Below are 20,165 nucleotides of genomic sequence, written 5' to 3' on the forward strand. Positions count from 1 at the left end.
CCGCAGCGGTACCGCCCCACCTCTCGTCCGAAGACAGCCCTCATCTCGGAGCCTCCCGTGCACAGCCTCGACCCGCTCGCCACCTCCACCGTGATCAGCGACACCTACCGCCGCTATCTGCGTTCCCTGCTGCCCCTGCGCGAGCCCAGCGTGGCCGAGGCCCTCGGTCACGCCATTGACACCAGCCCGCTGCTCACCAAAGGGCCCCTGCTGGAGGCCACCCCCGCCTACGCGCCGGGCGCCACCCTGAACGAGCTCGTCGCAGAGGGCGTGCTTGACCCCGCGTTCCGGCAGCTGACCGGCCCCGCGCTGCCCGCCGACCGCCCCCTGTACCGGCACCAGGAACAGGCGCTGCGCAAGGCGGTCGCCGGACGCAACCTCGTCGTGGCCACCGGCACCGGCTCCGGCAAGACCGAGAGCTTCCTCCTGCCCGTCCTCAACGCCCTCGCCGCCGAACACGCCCGCGGCACCCTCGGACCCGGCGTCCGCGCCCTGCTGCTCTACCCGATGAACGCCCTGGCCAACGACCAGATGAAGCGACTGCGCCGACTGCTCGCGGACACCCCCCACATCACCTTCGGCCGCTACACCGGCGACACCAAGGACGATCCGCAGCGCGCCGCCGACACCTTCGAGCAGCTCAACCCCGGCGAACCGCGCCTGCCCAACGAGCTGCTCAGCCGCCGCGAGATGCGCGCCACACCGCCCCACGTCCTGCTCACCAACTACGCCATGCTGGAGTACCTGCTGCTCCGCCCCCAGGACATGGACCTCTTCGAGGGAGAGCAGGCGGGTTCCTGGCGGTTCGTCGTCGTCGACGAGGCCCACGTCTACGACGGAGCGCGCGGCGCGGAACTCGCCATGCTGCTGCGCCGCTTGAAGGACCGTGTGGGGCAGGGGCGGGAGATCCAGGCCATCGCCACCAGTGCCACCGTCGGCGCGGAGGAGAACCCGGCCGCCGTCACCGCCTTCGCCCAGGCCCTCTTCGACGTCCCCTTCCGCTGGGACGCGAGCGACCCGGCGGCCCAGGACCTGGTCACCGCCACCCGGGTCGCCACACCCGACGGCCTGCACTGGGGGCCGCTGCCGACCACCGAGTACCTGCGCCTGGCCACGACCGCCGACCCCGAACCGGAGATCGTGTCGGCCGCGCGCATGCACGGCCTGCCCACCGGCACGACCGCGGCCACCGCCCTCGCAACCGAGGCCGGCACCGCGGCTCTGCGCCGGGCCCTCGCCGACGGACCCCGGCCCGTGAACGAGATCGCCCGCGACGTCTTCCCCGGTGACCCCGTCGGACCCGCGGCGGTCACCGCGCTCATCCAACTCGCCAGCCAGGTGACCGACACCGACGGCGCTCCCGTGCTCTCCGCCCGCTACCACCTCTTCGCACGCGCCACGGAAGGCGCCTTCACCTGCCTCGACCCGGCAGGCCCCCACCTCGACCTGGCCCGCCACGAGACCTGTGCGCGGTGTGCCCGCCCCTCCTTCGAGCTGGGCGCCTGCCGCCGCTGCGGTGCCGTACACCTGCACGGCACCTTCACCGGCAAGGGGGCACAAGCCCGCCTCACACACCGCAAGTCTCCCGACAGCCCCCACACCTGGCTGCTCCTCGACGGGGACGGCTCGGACACCGGTGCCGACGAGGACGACGAGACACTCGGCGACAGCGCCAAGGGAGGCCTCAAGGAACGCAGACTGTGCACCCGCTGCGCGGCCGTGCACCCCGCAGCCACGGCATCGTGCACCGCTCCCGGATGCGGCGGCACCGAACTGCGCCGCGTCCACCAGCTCGACACCCACGAGGGCACCCCGGCCGCATGCCTCGCCTGCGGAGCGCGCGGTCACGGCATGATCCGCCTGTTCGAGGCGGGCAACGAGGCTTCGGCCGCCGTCCTCAGCACCGCCCTCTACCAGGCGCTGCCTCCGGCGACCGACGGTCCGGCCGCCGCACTGCCCGGACAGGGCCGCAAGTTGCTGTTCTTCAGCGACAGCCGACAGGCCGCCGCGTACTTCGCGCCCTACCTGGAGGACTCCTACACCCGCATCCAGCACCGGCGCCTGATCACCCAGGCCGTCCGGCAGGGCTGCCCCGACCCCGACGAGCCCCTGCACATCGACGACCTCGTCGCCCACACCATCCGCGCCGCCGACCGCGCCGGAGTCTTCCGCCGCAACGACTCCCGCCAGGCCAGGCAGCGCGAAGTGGCCTTGTGGGTGATGCAGGAAGTGCTCAGCCTGGACGACCGACAGTCACTCGAAGGCCTCGGCCTGCTCCGGATCGACATCGACCGCGAGCCCTTCTGGCAGCCGCCCGCCACCCTCACCTCACTCGGCCTCACGGACGACGAGGCATGGCTGCTGCTGCAGGAACTCCTGCGCACCCTGCGCAACCAAGGTGCGCTCACCATGCCGGAGGACGTCGACGCGGGCGACGAGGCGTTCGCCCCGCGCAAGGGGCCCATCTGGGTCCGCTCCCAGGGCTCCGAGGCCAAGCGGAGGGTGATCAGCTGGCTGCCCAGCGCCGCGGGCGCCTCGAACCGACGTGTCGACTACCTCGTACGCGTACTCGACGCCCTCGGCCACCAGGGCGAACGACGGGCCACCGCCCTCGATGTTCTGAACCGCCTGTGGACCGACCTCACGGCAGGCCACCTCGCCGACTGGCTGCCGTCCGAAAGCCAACCGGGGATCGGTGTCGTCCGCCGACTCGACCACGCCTGGCTGCGGTTGCGGCCGGTGACGGCGGACAGCGGTCCGCTGTACGCCTGCGACCGCTGCCGCCGCATCACCACGGTGTCCGTGCGCGGTGTGTGCCCGACGCTGCGCTGCACAGGACGCCTGGAGGACTTCAAGCCGTCGCCCGAGACGGACGAGCACCTGCGGCGCCTCTACCTGACCTTCGACCCCGTTCCCCTGCGCGCCCAGGAGCACACCGCGCAGTGGACCGGGGAGAAGGCCGCCGAGATCCAGGGGGAGTTCGTCCGAGGTCAGGTCAACGCCCTGTCCTGCTCCACCACCTTCGAACTCGGCGTCGACGTGGGTGAACTCCAGGCCGTTGTCCTGCGCAACATGCCGCCCTCCACCGCCAACTACGTCCAGCGCGCCGGCCGCGCCGGCCGCCGCGCCGACTCGGCCGCGCTGGTCCTCACCTACGCACAACGGCGCCCCCACGACCTCGCTCGGTTCGCGGAGCCCGAGCGGATGATCGCCGGGGAGGTACGGGCCCCGATCGTCCCCGTCGACAACGTCCGGATCGACCGCCGCCACGCCCACTCCATCGCGCTCGCCGCCTTCTTCCGTGCCATGAAGGACGAGCGGGGCCGGATCTGGCGCAAGGCGGGCGAGTTCTTCCTTCCCGACGACACCACCGGCGAGATCGCCGCCCACACCGTGCGCGACTGGCTGACGCCTGTCCCGGAGGGCGTCATGGCCTCCCTGCGCCGGGTTCTCACCGACACGGTCCAAAGCGAGATCGGCATCGACTCCGGCGACTGGGTCGCCGAACTGGACCGACTCCTGCGGGCCGCACAGCAGATCCTCGACCAGGACGTCACCTCGTACAGCGATCGCCGCGACCAGGCCGCGGCCGCCCGCAAGTACCGGCAGGCGGAGATGTACGAGAAGGTCATCCGCAACCTCACCCAGCGCGAACTGCTCGGCGTCCTCGCCAACCGCAACGTGCTGCCCAAGTACGGCTTCCCCGTGGACACCGTCGAACTGCGCATCCCCCAGGAGGGTGGCGCCGTCTCGGGGCAACTGGAACTCACCCGCGATCTGAGCGCCGCTGTCCACGAGTACGCCCCGGGGGCCGAGATCGTCGCGGGCGGCCACCTGTGGGCGTCCGCCGGTGTCTACCGGCTGCCGGACCGCGAACTGGTCAGCCGCCACTACGCCGTGTGCGCCGCCTGCGGCCGCTATCGGGAGGCCACCGAACCCGTGGACTCCGTCTGCGCCGCCTGCGGCACGCAGTCTGCGGCCGCGCAACGCCGGTATGTGGAACCGGTCTACGGTTTCGTCGCCGCGCGTGGACCACAGCGCCGCCCGGGGCAGACCCCGCCACGACGGGCCTGGTACGGCGACGTCCACATGTCCACCGACACCGCCGACCTCCAGGAAGGTGCGACCACCTTCGTCTCTGGCCACACCACACACTGGTCGGCGGGCACCCGGGGAGAGATGGTGGTCGTCTCCGAGGGACCGGCTGGCGCCGGATACCAGATCTGCGACTGGTGCGGTTGGGGCCGTCCGAACGCCCAGGCCGGGCCTCTGCGCGGCGGCCACCCTCATCTGCTGAAAGACACCCAGTGCACGGGACCCCTCCGGGTCGTCTCCCTCGCTCACCGATACCAGACCGACTTGCTCCAGATCCATCTGGACCCGCTCACGGCCCTGACCGCCACCGCGGCCCGTCTGCGCTCCGGCCTGTACGCACTGCTCGAAGGCGCCGCCACGCACCTGGAGGTCAGCCGCGACGACATCGACGGTACGGTTCACACCGGCACCGACGGCATGCCGTCGCTGCTGCTTTTCGACACCACTCCGGGTGGTGCGGGCAACGCCGTGTCCATGGGCAAGCAGCTCGAACCGGTTGTCTCTGCCGCACTTTCTCGGGTGGCAGCCTGCGAGTGCGGCCCGGAGAGCAGCTGCTACGCCTGCCTACGGAACTTCCGCAACGAGCGCTTCCACGAGCTGCTGAGCCGCCGCGCGGCCATCGCACTCCTCGATGCCCTGACTGGCAACGTGAGCTGAAGGGATGAGACGCGATGTACAGACACGGAAAGACACGACGTCAACCGGAACCATTCGCCGCAGGGCAGCGGGTCGGGCAACGAAGGGGCGAAAATCCTGATCGTCTGCCGATGCCTGCCGTGCGTAGAGGTGGCCATGATCCCACTGGCGGGCCGCAGGTCGATCGATGTGAAGCAGGTCGTGTTTCCACGCCACCTGACTTCGCTTCAGCCCCAAGGCCTCACCCTGGCGCAGTCCAGCGCAGGCCCCCAGACCTTGACGCGTGGTGTGACGTCTGGGAGTTCGATCCGCGCCACGATGTTGGGTGCCAAGCGAAGCCTCCAGAACGGCCGTCCTGGAGGTCTTCGTATGCCTGGATCCTCAGCGGAAGCAGACGTCCCCATCGCGGTTCGACCGAGGTCGATTCCGAGTGCCTTCAGCGGGTTCAAGGCCTGATCAACACCGTCCGACCTGGGCCGGTTCGGACCAAACCGGTGGGCGATTGCCTCTGACTGGCTCCGAGTAGCTCGGTCGAACCCGGGTTGAACCAGAGCGGTTTCCTCTGACTGCCTCCGATCGCCTCTGCAACCCGACCTAGCAGGTCACAGCCGATCAGGCCCGCGAAAGCGCAGGTCAGAAATGTGCTCCAGGGGTCGTGACGGACGTACAGGGTCGTACGCCTGAGCGATCACCCCCGGCCGCCAGGGCTCAGTTCGCGGTGGTGGTTCCGCGGTAGGAATCCTGATATGGGCAGATAGTGGCTTCCGGGTGCTGTAGGTTCCCGCCATGGCCACGAGTAAAGTGATCGAGAACCCCGAGTCGCGCTTCTCCGCGGTGCTCGTGGGTGCGGCGAAGCTTCCGGGTGTGCGTATCAGCAGGGAGGCGTACCTCCGGAAGGCGCTGGCTCGCTATTGTTCTGAGGATGAAATTCGCAGGGCTATTGAGGAGACGCCGGCAGCGGCTGGTATTCCTCTCGAGGTTCTGGACAAAGCGGCCAACGATTCCATCGGCTACGAATCCGCCAAGGCCAGTGCCCTCTCCGCGGCCGCTGGAATACCCGGCTTCATCGCCCTTCCCGCCACGGTGCCCGCCGATCTGGCCCAGTACTTCGGCCACATGCTGCGCATCGCGCAGAAACTCGCCTACCTCTACAGCTGGCCCGATCTTTTCGACGGTGACGGCGACGACATCGATGACGCGACCATGGGGGTGCTCACGCTCTTCTTCGGCGTGATGTTCGGCACCCAATCGGCCAACGCCGCCGTGGGGAAGGTCGCGGGGATGATGTCGAAGCAGGTCGCCAAGAAGCTTCCCCAGAAGGCACTCACCCAGGGCGTCATCTACCCGATAGTGAAAAAGGTCGCCGCCTATCTCGGTGTTCAGATGACGAAGCAGACCTTTGCGAAGTCCGTGTCGAAGGCCATCCCCGTCGTCGGAGCCGTCATTTCCGGCGGGCTCACTCTCGCTACCTACCTTCCCATGGCCAAAAGGCTGAAGAAGCATCTCGCCGGCTTGGAGCTGACGAAGCCGACGCACCGCGTGGTGAATACGGAAGGCGTAGAAATTCGTGAGCCCATCGTCACGGAATATGCTGAGGAGGCATAAGAGGTTTCTGTGCCGCAAGGGGCCACGTCCTTCGGTACAACCTTCCGGAATGCCGGCGGTCTGAACTAGCACATACCTGTGCGAGCTATAGGGGGGTAGTCATGCGAAGGTTGGGCATCGCACTGGCCGCGGTGATGCTGTCGGCCGGCAGCCTGTTGGCCGGCGCTGTTCCGGCGGCGGCCGTGCCGACGGCGGTGGACTGTGCCGTGACGTGGGGAAGCCTGGACAAGTCCGGTGCCGCCGTCGACTCCAGGCGGCTGACCGGCGTGAGGGCCGGACAGCACGAGTGCTTCGACCGTCTGGTCTTCGACACCCAGGGCACGGCGGCGGACCCGATCGGCTACACCGTCCGCTACGTCGACGTACTGCACCAGGACCCGAGTGACATCGTGGTTCCGATCAAGGGCGGAGCCATCCTGGAGATCTCGCTGTTCTCCCCGCGCTACGACCCGGCGACCGGAGTGCCCTACCCGCCGCTTCCGTCCGTCGGCGTCGCGGGGTACCGGACCTTCAGGGAGTTCAAGTTCACGGGTGGCTCCGAGGGTTACACCCAGGCCGGACTGGGCGTCCGCGCCCGGCTGCCGTTCCGGGTCTTCCAGACGGCCAACCACCTCGTGCTGGACGTGGCCCACACCTGGTGACCCCGTACGACCGGGGCGCGTTTCCGCTCCGGGACCTGCCGTGCCCCGGAGGGCACGGCAGGTTTGGGGGTCAGGTTGTGGGGCTGCGACGGGGAACTACGCCGTTGGGCCGGGTCCATTCCGTCGCCGGGGACCAGGGTTTGGGCTTGTTGGTGCCGTTGGTGGCCTTCGGGATCGGGCGGTGGTCGTGGTTGGTGTGTTGGAAGCCGATCGTGTAGGTCCGGGTGAACGAGCCGTTCGGTGAAGTCACCTTGATCGTGCGGGTTGTGAAGCGGGGGGTGGGCGATGACAGGAGCGGGCTGTTGTCCGTGACCTTCACTCGGGCGCCCGGCTCGGCCGGTACCGCCGACACGGCGGGGAGCTTTCCGTTGTTCGGCCAGTCGACGACGTACGTCGAGACGTTCGGGTCGAAGCCGTCGAGCGGGATGCCTCCTACCGTGATCGCGCGGGCGTCGGCGACGCTCGCCTTCGTGGCGTTCGTGGAGTTGGTCACCGTGACCGACCCGTCGGCGTTCACGACCACGTGGGCCGCCATCGCCGCCGCCAGGTTGATCCGCTGCCAGCTCGCCCCGCCGTCCGCGGTGAGGTCGAGCGGGTAGCCGGAGTCCGTCGCGGTCTGTTCGAGGACCTGTGTGCGCTGCTCGGTGGTGAGGTCGGGGAAGGCTGTGAGCAGCAGGGCCGCCGCGTCGGACGGGGCCTTGAGCGTCTGCCCGGCCTTCCCCACCTGGGAGAAGCCATAGGTCAGGCGCCGCGTGTACAGGTCGATGTCCTGCGCCGTGCTCAGACCGGCGTAGGAGTCGCCCGCGCAGGCCGCGAGCGTGTCGCCGTAGCCCTCCTTCGCGCACTGCGCGAGCAGCACGTTCTCCATCTCGGTGTGGGCCTGCATCAGCAGCTTCGCGAAGTCGGGGTCCGCCCACCGGTGGGCCACGGTGGCCTGTCCGGTGATCCGGCCGCCCATGACGTCGAGCGGGTAGTGGAACCCGAGGACGATGCGGTTGTCCCCGTACTCCGAGGTGCGCGCCAGGATCGACGGGGCCAGCTCCGGCAGCAGCGTGGCGAGGATCGTCCCCGCCTCGTAACCGCCGTACGTGTGGCCGCTCGGGTACGAGCCGCTGGTGGTCAGGCTGCCGTACGAGCCGTCCTGCGACTCGTACACGTCACCGCCGTCGCCGACGAACCCGAGCCGCACGTACGGGCGCAGGTAGCCGAAGTGGTCCTTCGCCGCGTCGTGGGCGTCGATGCCCTTGGTGACGCGGGAGAACAGCGCGCTGGTCTTGGGCAGTTGGCCGTTCTTGAGGGCGTCGTCGTAGATCTGGCCGAGCCTTGAGCCGAGGCCGTCGGCCATCGTCACGGTGGCGCTGTTCGTCGCGTCGACCTCCGCCCGGTCCACCTCCTTCTGCGTCGCCGCGTTGTTGATGGACACGGCGATCCTGTCGTTCTCCGCGGTGGGCGAAGTGCCGCCCGGCACCTTCGTGTTGGCGGCGAGGATGTCGGAGCGGAGGTCGTTGATGCCGCTGAGCAGGTTGTTGAAGTAATCGCTCCCGTCGCCGGTCGCCGGCCACTTGTCCGACGTGTAGGTCGCGTTCAGCGTGTCGTCCGGGAACGGGGACGGCTCGTACGCCGGGTCAGCGGCATCCAACGGGGCGGGCGCCACGGGGTCGTCCGAGGTTCCCGCCAGGGTGACCGCGGTGACGGTGGCCGTGTGCGCCCCGGCTCTCCCCGCGGTCGTGAGCAGCGCCGTGTCCGCCGTCGCGGGCACGTGCGCGGTGGTTCCGTCGCCGAGGGCCACGGTGTAGCCGATGACCGGGAATCCGCCGTCGTCGGCCGCCCGCCAGGTCACACGGACCTGCCTGCCGTCGGTGAGCACACCGGTCACGGTCGGCTTCTGCGGCTTGCCGCCGCCGGTCACCACGGGTGCCGTGGCGGCGCTCGGCTGCGAGGCGCCGACGGTGTTCACTGCCTGGACGCGCGCCGTGTACGACCTGCCGGCCGGGAGCCAGGTGAACGTCGTGCTCCGGCTGTTCGCGTCGTGGATCTCGACCCGGTGGCCGTCATCGAGGGTGATCCGGTAGCCGGTGAGCGGCGAGCCGCCCGTGTCCCCGGGGGCGGACCAGGCGACGGTCACGCTCGTGCCGGACGAGGTCGCCGACACCGCGTCGGGTGCGGCCGGCACCGTCCTGGGCTTCGTCCTGAGCCCGGACACGGCCCGGTCCAGGGCCTCGTACCGTGCGGTGAGGGTCGCGTCCGTCGACGTGTCGTCGTCGATCGCGGTCCGCGCCGCGGACAGTGCCGTGGTGAACGCCTTCCACGACGCGTCCGTGTAGCGGGAGTTGGTGAGGGCCGACGCGGTCGTGACCAGGTCCTCCAGCCTCAGCCGAGGGAGGGGGACCAACTGGTCGGCGGCGAGGGTGAGGCTGCGGGTCCGGGTGTCGACCTCCGGCCGGGTCGCGTCGTCGGCGTCCACGAGGGCTTGTGCGGCGGCGAGTTCGCGCCGGTACACGCCGAAGTCGATCGTGTCGTACCGCTCCGCGTCACCGGACAGTCCCGCGTACCGGTCGATCGCCTTCCGCAGGGCGGACTTGTCCGTGACGGCGGGTGTGTCGACGTGGTCGAAGGTGATCCGGCCCAGGTTCGCGACGTACGGGTGCGAGGAGTCCGGGGTCGTCGTCAGCCGCAGGTGGACGGTGTGCGTGCCGGTGATCGCCCTGGGCAGCGTCAGGCTCGTCGTCCCGCCCGACGACCACGCGCTCCCGGTGACGGGCAACGGCACGGTCGCGTACGGCGTTCCGGGGTCGGCCGGGTCGAAGGAGTCCAGGTAGAGCTGGACGGCCGAACCGGTGCCGCAGCGGGAGGAGTTGTTGACGTAGGTGATGGTGACGGTGCTCTTCGAGGAGTCGCCGAAGTCGATGGCGCCGTAGTCGAGCCAGGCACCGTCGTAGGTGCCGCCGAGGTCCGTGGTGGACCCCGCGCCGCTCCAGCCGACCGGCTCGCTCTTGAGCCCGCCGCCGCTGTGGGAGCGGAACGCCGTGGCGTCGAACGCCACGGGGGCGTCGGCGTCACGCGTCAGGGTCAGCGAGTAGACGTTGGCCACGTAGGGCTGGGCGCTGGTCTGCGTGCTGGAGACGAAGTCGGCGTACACGTCCTGGACGCCGGTGAAGACGCCCGGGGCGAGCCGCACGGTCGTGGTGGCGACGGTTCCCCAGCCCGAACCGGTGTAGTCGAGGGGGATGTCGACGCTCTTCGGGCCGTCCTTCGCACCGAGGTGCAGTTCGATGTGCGAGTCCGACGCCGTGCGTGTCTGCGGCTTGTCGTAGCGGACGGTGACGGTGTCGGCGCCGTCGCGGAGGTCCGTGTCCTTCCACTCCGCCCACGCGCCGTTCGACACGTTCTCGAAGATGCCGTTGGCGAGGTTGAGCGGGAGCGAGCCGTTGCCGGTCGTGGTGGTGTTCGCCGCGGTCAGCGTGGCGAGCGTGGTCGAGGCGGACGAGGAGACCTCGTTCGGCGAGAACTGGTACCAGTCGAAGTTCGACACCCACTGCTGGCCGGACGGGGCGTGGAACACGAACGTCGCGCTCTTCGCGCCCAGCAGGGCGTCCGGGTCGGTGACGGCCGCCTGCACCGTGGTGTAGTTCTGCCAACCGCCGGTCCCGGGGAGCGCGACGGTGGCGACGACGGGGCCGTCGGCCGTGCCGGCGTGGACGTCGACGCTGCTCGGACGCGCGGTCGTGGCCTGCGAGTTCGCGTAGCGGACCGAGACGCTCCGCGGGGCTACACCGCCGAAGTCCAGCTTGGTGTACCGCTCCCACGCGCCCTCGGTGACGCCGCCGAGGTCGCCGTCCGAGAAGTACGCCTCCTTCACCAGGCTCGGGCCCTGCATCTCCTGGGGGTCCTCGGCCTGGAGGACGGCGTAACCGCCCTCGTTGATGGTGAGCGCGTCGACGGCGGAGTGCAGCGCCTCGTCCGCGGCCATGAGCGTGCCCGTCCCGGAGGCGGTGTCCGCGAGGACGGTCCGCGCACGTTCGAGCGCCGACCGGAACAGACTCCAGGAGCCGTCCGAGTAGTTGCCGCCGCGCACCAGCGACGCCTGCTCGACGAACGCGCCGAGGGCCTTGCGCCGCACCGCGGCGGCGGAGACGAGGAGCGGGTCGGTCGGGGACGTCCCGGCGCCGGTCACCGTCGAGGCCCGTACGCCGTGGGCGAAGGCCGTGTCGCGGAACGTGACGCCGAAGCGCACGTCGACGTCCGTGGTGCCGGTGAGCGACAGCGTCGCCGTCCGCCTGTCGTCGACGCGGAGGTCCGCGGTGACGCCCTTCGGCAGGCCGGTCACGCTCGCCGCGCCGGTCCTGGTGAGGCTGGTGCCCTTGCGGGCGGCGAACGACGCCGGTCCCGACAGGGTGAGCTTCATGCCGCCGTCGACGGTGCCGTCCGCGGCGGTGTCCACGGTGTCCGGGTGGGCGGAGACGACGGTGTCGCCCTCGTCCGTGCCCGTGCCGCCGTCACCCGTGTCGCCCGAGTCGGTGTTCAGCGAGTACGCGGGCTCGGTGCGGGCGCCCCACGAGGAGGGCTTGGAGCCCATCGTGAAGTCCAGGGTGCCGCCGGCGATGATCTGCGCGTAGTCGAGCCAGGTGTTGTCGAACCGCTTGCCGTTGAGGGTCGCGCCCTGCACGTAGTAGGCGCTCGGGGACACGCCGTCGGCCTTCACCGTGAACCGGGTGCCGTTGGCGTAGCTGATCGTCGTGGAGTCGAAGAACGGGCTGCCGATCTGGAACTGGCTGGAGCCCGCGGTCACCGGGAACAGGCCGAGCGCGGCGCCGACGAACATGGTCGACATGGTGCCGGCGTCGTTGTCCATGGTCGGCAGGAAGCCGTTCGGGGACAGCTTGTAGACCTGGGTCCTGACCGGCGGGGTGAACTGGCCGCCGGAGCTGGGGGCTTCGTTGGTGGAGCCCGTCGCGATGTAGCGGTTCCAGGTGGTGCCGGTGTAGATGGCGCGCACCCACTTCTGCGTCAGGCTCGGCTCACCGACGTAGTTGAAGAGGTAGGGGGCCTGGAGGTCGATCTCGTTCGCGTTGGAGTGCAGCATGGTCGAGCCGTCGTCGACGGTGGAGTCCTCGCCGAACATGTGCTCGATCGCGGCCTTGCCGGCCTTCTCGCCGCCCATGGCCTGGACGAGGCCGCCCATGTCGTACGCGTCGTACCAGTGGTACTGCCACAGCGTGCCCTGGTAGAGGCCCGCCGCCTCGAACTTCTCGTAGTCGGCGCTCTGCCAGTCGCCGCCCGCGGCGCGCGGGGTGAGCAGACCGACCTTCGTACCGTCCGCCGCGCTCCAGGCGCCGGACTTCACGAGGTTGTCGATCGCCATGGTCGACTGGGTACGCAGCTTCTTCGCGTCGTCCTTCCTGCCGAGCGCGTCGGCGACGACGGACAGCGCCCACTGGTCGTAGCCGCGCTGGACCGTCGTACCGGGGTCACCGGCGACGTAGCCCTGCCGCAGCTGCGCCCCCGTGTAGTACCCGGCGTACGACAGCAGCGCCGGGTACGCCTCGTCGAGCCGGTCGAAGTTCTTGAAGCCCTTCGACAGCGCGTCGGCGACCAGCACGGCCGAGCGCTCCCACCGCACGGTCGGGACCGAGTGGGTGAGGCTGCCGAGGCTCTTGCCGGAGGTGTGCGCGTCGGCGAAGAGTTCGATGAGCGACTGCACCATGTCCCGGTAGGTGGCCGGGTCGATGTACGCCTCGACGGAGTACTTGCGGAAGTCGTCCCAGGTGGACCAACCGTCGTAGTACGTGAAGCCGTTGGCCCGGTGCACCGCCCCGTCGACACCGCGGTACGTGCCGCTGGTGCTGGTGGCGTTCACCGGCAGCGCGTACATGCGGTACAGGTGCGTGTAGAACTCCTTGGTCAGCGTCGACCCGGGGTCGGACTTCGCGGAGGAGCGCACGTCGACGGCGCCGAGCGCGCTGTTCCAGTCCGCCTTCGTCCGGGCGCGCGCCTGGTCGAAGGTGAGGTCGCCCACCTCGTTGCGCTGGTCGGTCGTGGCCTGTTCGGCGCTGATCGGCGAGAGCGTGATGCGCAGTTCGACGTCGTCCCCGACGGACTTGTCGAACCCGAGGACGGCGCCGGTGTCGGTGCCGTCCTGCGCGGTCGCGTCGCTCAGCCTGCCGTCGTTGCCCCAGCTCTCGAGGGAGGTCACGGGGACGTTCGTGGTGGCGGCGTAGTACAGCTTGTACGAGGCGCCGTTGAACGATCCCGCGATGAGCCCGGTGAGCGAGGTGGTCCCGTCCGGGAGCGTCGTCGCGTTCATCGTGGAGCGGGTACGGCTGGTGAAGTTGTTCGCGAGGTCGAGGACCAGCTCGGGGTCCGACCCGGCGGGGAAGCTGTACCGCTCGAGCGCCGTGCGCGTGGTCGCGGTCATCTCGGCCCTGACGGTGCCGGGGCCCGGTGTCACCGACGAACCGGTTCCGGAGAGCGCCCCGAGGCCCACCTGGTAGTAGCCGGGCGTCGCGGTCTCGTCGTCGTGGCGGTACGCGTGCGCGTACGTGCTGGGAGCGGGGCGCTTGTCGTACCGCACCGACGTCGGGACGACCAGCAGGTCGCCACCGCCTCCCGAGCCGCGACGCCGTCGAGGTTCGTGGCGGTGAACCCGGCGATGTGGTCCTCGTCGTAGTCGTACCCGGAGTGGTTGCGGCCCGGCGTCGTCATCGGGTTGACCTTGGCCAGGCCGTGGGGCGCCTGGGCGCCGGGCAGGTCGTTGCCGTCGTCGGCGGCGGTCGACACGAACGGGTCCACGAGCTTCGTGTAGTCGGTGCCGGTGGTGCCGCCCGTGCCGGTGGACCCGGAAGTCCCGGTGGACTTGGCGGACTCGGCCGGGAAGGGCGCCGCCGCGGCCGTGCCGCCGCCCGCCAGTGCGGCGAGGCCGAGCGCCCCGGTGACCAGGAGGGCGACCGTCGCGCGCAGGGGCCGGCCGGGCCGACGGGCGGGTCTCGGACGGAGCGCGCGGGGTGCGCGGGGCGTAGGGGGACGGGATCTGACGGGCATGTGACCTCTCCAGCGTCGTGAAGTACGCGCACGGTCCGGCCTCGTCGTAGACAACGTTGTCAGCTCGGACGCCGGGCGTGCGTCCCAGAGCGGGACGGTGGTGGACACGGGGTGCGGGGATCACATCCGCCATGTTCACAACCGTCCGCAATGGGACACGGAGAAGGCGTACGGCGGGAGAACGGAGTTCGTCCAGTGCGGGCGTGCCGGACGCCACGCAGACGATGTGGCGTCCGTGCGCGGGCGGGGCTTTCCGGCACGGGGCGTCGGCCGGGCCCGGTGTGGTGGACTGTCCCCCATGTCGACTCTCTTCTCCCGGATCCTCGACGGTGAACTGCCCGCGCGGTTCGTCTGGCAGGACCCCGATGTCGCCGCGTTCCTCAGCATCGCCCCGCTGACGCCCGGTCACACCCTGGTGGTGCCCCGGCAGGAAGTGGACCAGTGGACGGACGCGGACGGCGCGGTGCTGGCCCGCTGCGTCACCGTGGCGCAGGCGATCGGCCGAGGGGTGCGGCGGGCCTGGGACGCGCCCCGGGCCGGGCTGGTCATCGCGGGGTTCGAGGTGCCGCATCTGCACGTCCACGTCGCTCCCGCCTGGGGCATGGCCGACTTCGACTTCTCCCGCGCGCAGGTCGAGAAGGACGAGGCCGCGCTCGACGAGGCCGCGACGCGGCTGCGGAGCGCGCTGCGTGAGCTCGGGTTCGGGGAGTACGTGGCGGCCGACGACTGACGGGTGTCAGCGGCCGGGGGCCGGTGAGGGCCGGACGTCGCGGCGTGTTCCCTCCACCTTCGAGGTGGGGAGGCGCCCGGCCTTGGAGGTGCCCGTCAGGGAATCGCCGTCGACCGTCACGGCGAACACCAGGTTCAGGCGCAGGGGCTTGGTGATGGCCTGGTTCCAGGTGAGCCGGTCTCCGTCGAGGACGACGTCAGCGAGCGGGACTTCTTCTCCCGCTCCGTGGGCGGTTCCGGTGAGGGCGCCGGCCTCGCGCCGGAACTCGGCCACGGCCTTGATCCTGCCGATGGGGGTGGCGATGGACAGGTCCCAAGTACCTTCGACGGACATGCTGTTGCTCTTCCTTACGGTGCGAGGAGGGGGCGTGGTCGGGTGCGACGGGGCGTCGGGGCGTCGGCTCAGAGCCGGGCGGGTTCGGGGCCGCTGTTGCGCCAGACGGTGCCGCGGCGCTCGTGGGCGAACAGCTCCTCGACCGCGTGGGCGATACGGGGGCCCACTTCGCGCTCCAGCAGGTACAGGGCCAGGTCGAGTCCGGAGGTGACGCCCGCGCCGGTGACCAGGTCGCCGTCGTCGACGACCCGGGCGTCGACCGCGTGGACGCCGGTCGCGTCGAGCATGTCCAGGCCCAGGTGGTGGGTGGTGGCGTGCCGTCCCTCGATCAGACCGGCCATGGCCAGGACCAGCGAGCCGCCGCACACGGCGCCGACGGTCACCTCGGGATTCCCCATCGCCGCCTTCAGCAGGCCGGGCAGCTCGGTGGTCAGGGTGCGGCCCAGCAGCACCGGGACGAACTCGTCCCGCTGCCATTCCCCGGCCCCCGCGTCGTGGTCGGGAACCTCGCCGGGTTCTCCTACGCGGCCGGAGGCGCCGGGGACCAGGATCAGACCGGCGCGTGTGGGATCGAGGGTGCCCGTGGCGCGCAGCGGCAGCGCGCCGGTGCCGCTGACGACCTCGCGCGGGCCCTCGGCGGAGACGAGCTCGACGCCGACCGCTCCCGCGGAGGCGGTACCGCCCGCGTACAGCACTTCGTAGGGCGCGATCACATCGAGGGGATCGAAGCCGTCGAACAGAACGATCTGCGCGTGCATGGAAAAGTTCCTCGGGGGTGGGGTGGGGTGAGGCGGCGGGGCGAGTGCGCCGGGCGCCTCGTACGCCCCGAACGTACCGACCCTCCGCCGGGCTCCCCAGTGGCGTAAATGACATTGTTCAACGGGATATCGCCAACGGGGGCGGGCACGAGGAGCGTCATCGCGAGGGCGGGGCGCGTGCAGAGCGTGGAGCGAGCAATACCGGTCTTTTGGGTTTTAACGTGTCGGTCGACATGGGATCCGGCGGCGTGATTCAGCCACGATGTCGCGTGCATGCCGGGGCGGATCGAAGGCATCCCGTCCGCGCGACTGGTGCGGGCGGGAGTTGTGTAAATCCCGCCTCTGATTTCGGCTGACATCCTTTGTTCACCGGGGATTTCCTCCCATTCTGCACATCGGCCAATCATGTTATTGCCGCGATTTACTTATCAAGCGCAATAAATAGGATTCTTCGGTCGTGTCTCATTCTCTTCCCAAGATCCTTGCTGTGTGAAGGTTCTTGGTGTTCTGTGTGGTGGCTTTGTCGATGTTCGGGGTTGTCGATATTCACGCTGTGGGGTGGGGCTCGGTGCGTGCGCGTTCTCGAAGACGTGGTTGGACGAACGGCGCGTTGGCGGCAGTGACCGCCGGCGCGCTGCTGCTGGGACCGCTGCCCGGGATGGCGCAGGCGGTCGAGCAGTCCGTGGCGTCCGGGGAGGCTTCCGCCGGGCAGACAGAGGCCGCGCAGGCGTTGGTGAAGGCTCACGACACGGGTGAGCGGGTCGAGGTGGTGGGCGAGCGGTCGTCGGACACGACCGTGTACGCCAACCCCGACGGTGCCACGATGACGTTGGAGGAGTCGGCGGTCCCGGTGCGCGTGCCGACCGCCGACGGCGGGTGGCAGGCCCCGGACGCGACGCTGGTGCGCAGGGCGGACGGAACCGTGGCGCCGAAGGCCGCCGCGGTGGCGATGGAGTTCTCCGGCGGTAGGTCCGAGGACCCGCTCGTACGGATCGAAGACCACGGCCAGTCCCTCGCGCTGGGCTGGCCCGGTTCCCTCCCGCAGCCGGAGTTGAACGGTACGAGTGCCCTGTACCGCGACGTACTCGACGGCGTGGACCTGAAGGTCACCGCGTCCACCGAGGGCTTCCGGCATGTGCTGATCGTCAAAACCCCTCAGGCGGCGGCCCAGCCGGAACTGCGGGAGATCGGCTACACCCTGGCCACGGCCGGTCTGAGCATCGCCGAGAACAATTCCGGGGGCTACAACGCCGTCGACGAGAACGGCAACTGGGTGTTCAGGGCGCCTAGGGCCCAGATGTGGGACTCGGCCGAAGCTTCCACCCCCGTGACGAACCCCGTCACCCGTGCCGGGGCCACGGCAGCCGGTTCTGTTGAGGCGGCCGGGGACAACGGTTCCGGGACCGAGCCGACGCCAGGGGCGAAGGTACGCCCGATGGACGTCGAGGCGGACCAGGACTCGCTGACGGTCACCCCCGACGCGGACATGCTCTCCCAGACCGCCGCTGAGGACTTCCCGCTCTACATCGACCCCTCCGTGTCCTGGGGCGAGGCCGAGCGCACTCTCCTGCGTTCCGACGGGTACGCGTCGTACGGCTGGGGCAACGGCGATGACAACCAGGGCCAAGGCGTCGGCAAGTGCGGCAGCTGGAACGGTTTCTTCTGTGGTCCCGGCTATGTCCAGCGCCTGTACTTCGAGTTCGCGCCGGACTCGCTCAAGGGCAAGCACGTCCTGGACGCGACGTTCCGGGTGACCGAACCGTGGGCGTTCCAGTGCGATCCGCGCTGGGTGCAGCTGTACCGCATGAACAACATCTCGTCCTCCACGACTTGGGCCTCACGTCCGTCCGCCCTGGATCTGGTGGGCGACCGCAATGTCTCCGCCGGGCGTGGTTCGTCGTGCGACCCGGACACGCCGCCGGCGCCGATCGAGTTCAACGACGATCCCAACGAGAGCTACGAGAACCTCACCCCGACGGTGAAGTCCTTCGCCGACGGCGCGTTCTCACGTCTGACCCTGATGCTGAAGGCCAAGGACGAGGGCGACGCCTCGGCGTGGAAGAGGTTCCGCAACGACGCGGTCCTGGCCGTCACCTATGTGGGGGAGCCCGCGGTGCCCACCAGCCCGTCGGTTGCCTCGTCCTGCGAGACCGGTGAGGGGGACCCGGCATGGATCTCGGACCCGACGCCGAGGTTCGGCGCTCAGGTGCAGTCGGCTTCGGGAGGTGAGAGCGGAGCGCAACTGAGAGCCCACTTCTACGTCCAGCAGAAGACGTCGAGCGGTTGGTCGGTCGTGGCGACCGAACCGATCCGCCCGTCGAGCGGGTTCGTCGGGGACAACGCCACGGTGACGGTGGACTCGCCGATCACGCTGGCACAGAACACCCCCTATCGCATGGCGGTGTTCACCCGCTCCTACCCGGACAGCGGGAGTGCCCTGGAGAGCCACAGCACGGTGACCACGAAGGGCTGGTGCTACTTCACGATCGACTCGACCCGGCCGAAGCCTCCGGTCGTCTCCACCCCCGCGGGCGCCGTGTACGCGGTGTGCCCGGTCGACGGGAACAGCTGTGGCGCGGCGACCGGTGGTCCGGGAACAGCAGGGCAGTTCACCTTCACCAAGAACGCCGCAGACAACAACATTGCTGCTTTCGAGTACAAGTTGGCCACCGACAAGGCATGGACCAAGGTGTCGGGGACGAGCTCGGTCACCCGCTCGATCAAGCCCGCTCTGTCAGGTGTGCAGCTGTTGTACGTACGGGCGGTGGATAGTGTGGGCTCGGGTCAGGCGGGGGAGACCATCGCGGTCCGGTTCATCGTCGCCGAGAGCGAAGGCCCATCAGGGCTCTGGCATTTCGATGACGCCGCCCCGGGCTCGGGCGGCACTGCGGCGGCCGACAAGGGGACGGCGCCCGGCAGCCGACACAACCTGACTCTGCACGAAGCGGGCGCCGGCTGGTCGTCGCTCGCCCGTGCGGGCGAGGCGGACCGCTCGCTGTGGCTGAACGACACGACGAGCAGCGGGCAGCAGACCGGGTACGCGGAATCCTCCGGGCCGGTGGTGAACACACAGTCCTCGTTCACCGTCTCCGCGTGGGCCTATTTGAAGGACAGTTCCGCCTTCCGCACGGTGCTGTCCCAGACCAGCAGTGACAACAAGGGCTTCTCGCTCTACTACTCGCCCAGCGTCGGCCGTTGGGTTTTCCTGATGGCCTGGTACGAGAACGGCGTCCGCAAGTACGTCGGTGCCAACGCCGATCTGTCGCCCGGGGTCACCCAGGGCGCGTGGACCCATCTGGCCGGTGTCTACGACGGCGACGAGCACACCCTGGCCCTGTTCGTGAACGGGAAGCAGCAGGGAGATCCGGTCGAGGTTCCCACCGCCGGGTGGGCGACGTCGGTCGACGGGAACCTGCAGATGGGGCGCAACAGCGACACCTTCGGCAGCTACGACAACTACTGGAAGGGCCGGGTCGACGAGGTCGCTGTCTATCAGAAGGCCCTGTCGGTCCCCGAGGTCGCCAAGGTGGGCAAGCTCCTGAACACGGACGGGAGCGGACGGGCCGTGGAACTGGTCGCCGACTGGCAGCCCCAGGGCAGTACGGGTACGGCCGCGCTCGCGGACACGGTGAGTGGTTACGGCCGGAGCCTGCAGCTCAACGGCGGGGCCTCGGTTGCCGACGACGCGATCCTCCTCGACGGCGTCGACGATTCCCTCACCACGCCTGGGCCGGTGGTGGACGACCGGGAGTCCTTCACGGTGACCACCGAAGTCGAGCTCGATTCCGAGGTGGTGATGGGCAAGCCGGTCGGCTATTCGGCGCAGATCCTCGGGCAGCGGACCGCGGACGGCTCGGCCTGGGGCCTGTGGTACCAGCGAACCGGGTCCGAGGACTACATCGACGACGAGACGGGCGACTTGCTGACGAGGTCCGTGGGGTTCTGGCGCTTCGGCCGCCTCAACAGTGACGGGTCGTTCACCGCGGTCAACTCCGAGTCGGCGGCGGCCGATGGTGCGGTCCGCCTGACCGGTGTGTACGACGCCCAGGAACAGGTCATCCGGTTGTACCTGGCGTCTGTCCCGAACGACACGGAGACCGCGTACACCGCGGTGATCGGTTCAGGTGATTTCGCGGTCGGCAAGGGCTTCGTGAACAGCGCCTGGGACCACTATCTGCCCGGCCGTATCACTGACCTCAGGATGTGGGTCGGCGCGGCGGAGGAGAACCAAGTCGGGCCGTTGGTGGGGGCGCAGGACGACGAGAGCACTCAGGTGCCCGACTGACCCCGTCCGGCTGCCCGCCCCACGTCCACCTGGCGCGGGCAGCC

General features: G+C 69.7%; 8 protein-coding genes and 1 pseudogene. 5 read left to right on the forward strand and 4 right to left on the reverse strand.

The features are described 5' to 3' along the window. Positions 1–57: 57 nt before the first annotated feature. The 3 genes from AB0F77_RS16870 to AB0F77_RS16880 all read left to right on the forward strand — a co-directional run bounded on the left by AB0F77_RS16870 (position 58) and on the right by AB0F77_RS16880 (position 6,977). Positions 58–4,752: a DEAD/DEAH box helicase gene (locus AB0F77_RS16870; protein ID WP_361948221.1), complete on the forward strand. Its 4,695-nt coding sequence runs from the start codon at positions 58–60 to the stop codon at positions 4,750–4,752. A gap of 765 nt (positions 4,753–5,517) precedes the next feature. Then, entirely contained in the window at positions 5,518–6,336 is an 819-nt protein-coding gene (locus tag AB0F77_RS16875; protein ID WP_361948224.1) for a hypothetical protein, read from the forward strand. 101 nt (positions 6,337–6,437) lie between these two features. Continuing rightward, positions 6,438–6,977, forward strand: a complete 540-nt coding sequence (locus tag AB0F77_RS16880) for a hypothetical protein (RefSeq protein WP_361948227.1) — start codon at positions 6,438–6,440, stop codon at positions 6,975–6,977. 70 nt (positions 6,978–7,047) lie between these two features. Here the strand turns inward: AB0F77_RS16880 and AB0F77_RS16885 are convergent, their stop codons facing one another. Beyond that, positions 7,048–13,548 (reverse strand): glycoside hydrolase domain-containing protein, encoded by a 6,501-nt coding sequence (locus tag AB0F77_RS16885; RefSeq protein ID WP_361948230.1) that lies wholly within the window; start codon positions 13,546–13,548, stop codon positions 7,048–7,050. 98 nt (positions 13,549–13,646) lie between these two features. Then, positions 13,647–14,015, reverse strand: a pseudogene (locus AB0F77_RS16890) (hypothetical protein); the annotation flags it as partial. Between the two features lie 298 nt (positions 14,016–14,313). Here AB0F77_RS16890 and AB0F77_RS16895 point away from each other — a divergent pair. Then, positions 14,314–14,745 carry an HIT family protein gene (locus AB0F77_RS16895; RefSeq protein WP_361948233.1) on the forward strand — a complete coding sequence of 144 codons (432 nt, stop codon included), beginning with the start codon at positions 14,314–14,316 and terminating at the stop codon, positions 14,743–14,745. 6 nt (positions 14,746–14,751) lie between these two features. On the opposite strand, the gene AB0F77_RS16900 is transcribed toward AB0F77_RS16895, so the two are convergent. Next, positions 14,752–15,078 carry a hypothetical protein gene (locus tag AB0F77_RS16900; protein ID WP_361948235.1) on the reverse strand — a complete coding sequence of 109 codons (327 nt, stop codon included), beginning with the start codon at positions 15,076–15,078 and terminating at the stop codon, positions 14,752–14,754. Positions 15,079–15,146: 68 nt separating this feature from the next. Then, positions 15,147–15,836: a DJ-1/PfpI family protein gene (locus tag AB0F77_RS16905; RefSeq protein ID WP_361948238.1), complete on the reverse strand. Its 690-nt coding sequence runs from the start codon at positions 15,834–15,836 to the stop codon at positions 15,147–15,149. A 619-nt stretch (positions 15,837–16,455) separates the two neighbouring features. On the opposite strand from AB0F77_RS16905, the gene AB0F77_RS16910 reads away from it, so the two are divergent. After that, positions 16,456–20,121, forward strand: a complete 3,666-nt coding sequence (locus tag AB0F77_RS16910; protein WP_361948314.1) for a LamG-like jellyroll fold domain-containing protein — start codon at positions 16,456–16,458, stop codon at positions 20,119–20,121. Positions 20,122–20,165 lie beyond the last annotated feature (44 nt).

The sequence above is a fragment of the Streptomyces sp. NPDC026672 genome, from assembly GCF_040638185.1.
Lineage (GTDB): Bacteria > Actinomycetota > Actinomycetes > Streptomycetales > Streptomycetaceae > Streptomyces.

Excerpts from the sequence above, each read along its gene's own strand:
- AB0F77_RS16875 (WP_361948224.1), top strand. The coding sequence starts at position 5,518 with ATGGCCACGAGTAAAGTGATCGAGAACCCCGAGTCGCGCTTCTCCGCG.
- AB0F77_RS16900 (WP_361948235.1), bottom strand. The coding sequence starts at position 15,078 with ATGTCCGTCGAAGGTACTTGGGACCTGTCCATCGCCACCCCCATCGGC.
- AB0F77_RS16895 (WP_361948233.1), top strand. The coding sequence starts at position 14,314 with ATGTCGACTCTCTTCTCCCGGATCCTCGACGGTGAACTGCCCGCGCGG.
- AB0F77_RS16905 (WP_361948238.1), bottom strand. The coding sequence starts at position 15,836 with ATGCACGCGCAGATCGTTCTGTTCGACGGCTTCGATCCCCTCGATGTG.
- AB0F77_RS16880 (WP_361948227.1), top strand. The coding sequence starts at position 6,438 with ATGCGAAGGTTGGGCATCGCACTGGCCGCGGTGATGCTGTCGGCCGGC.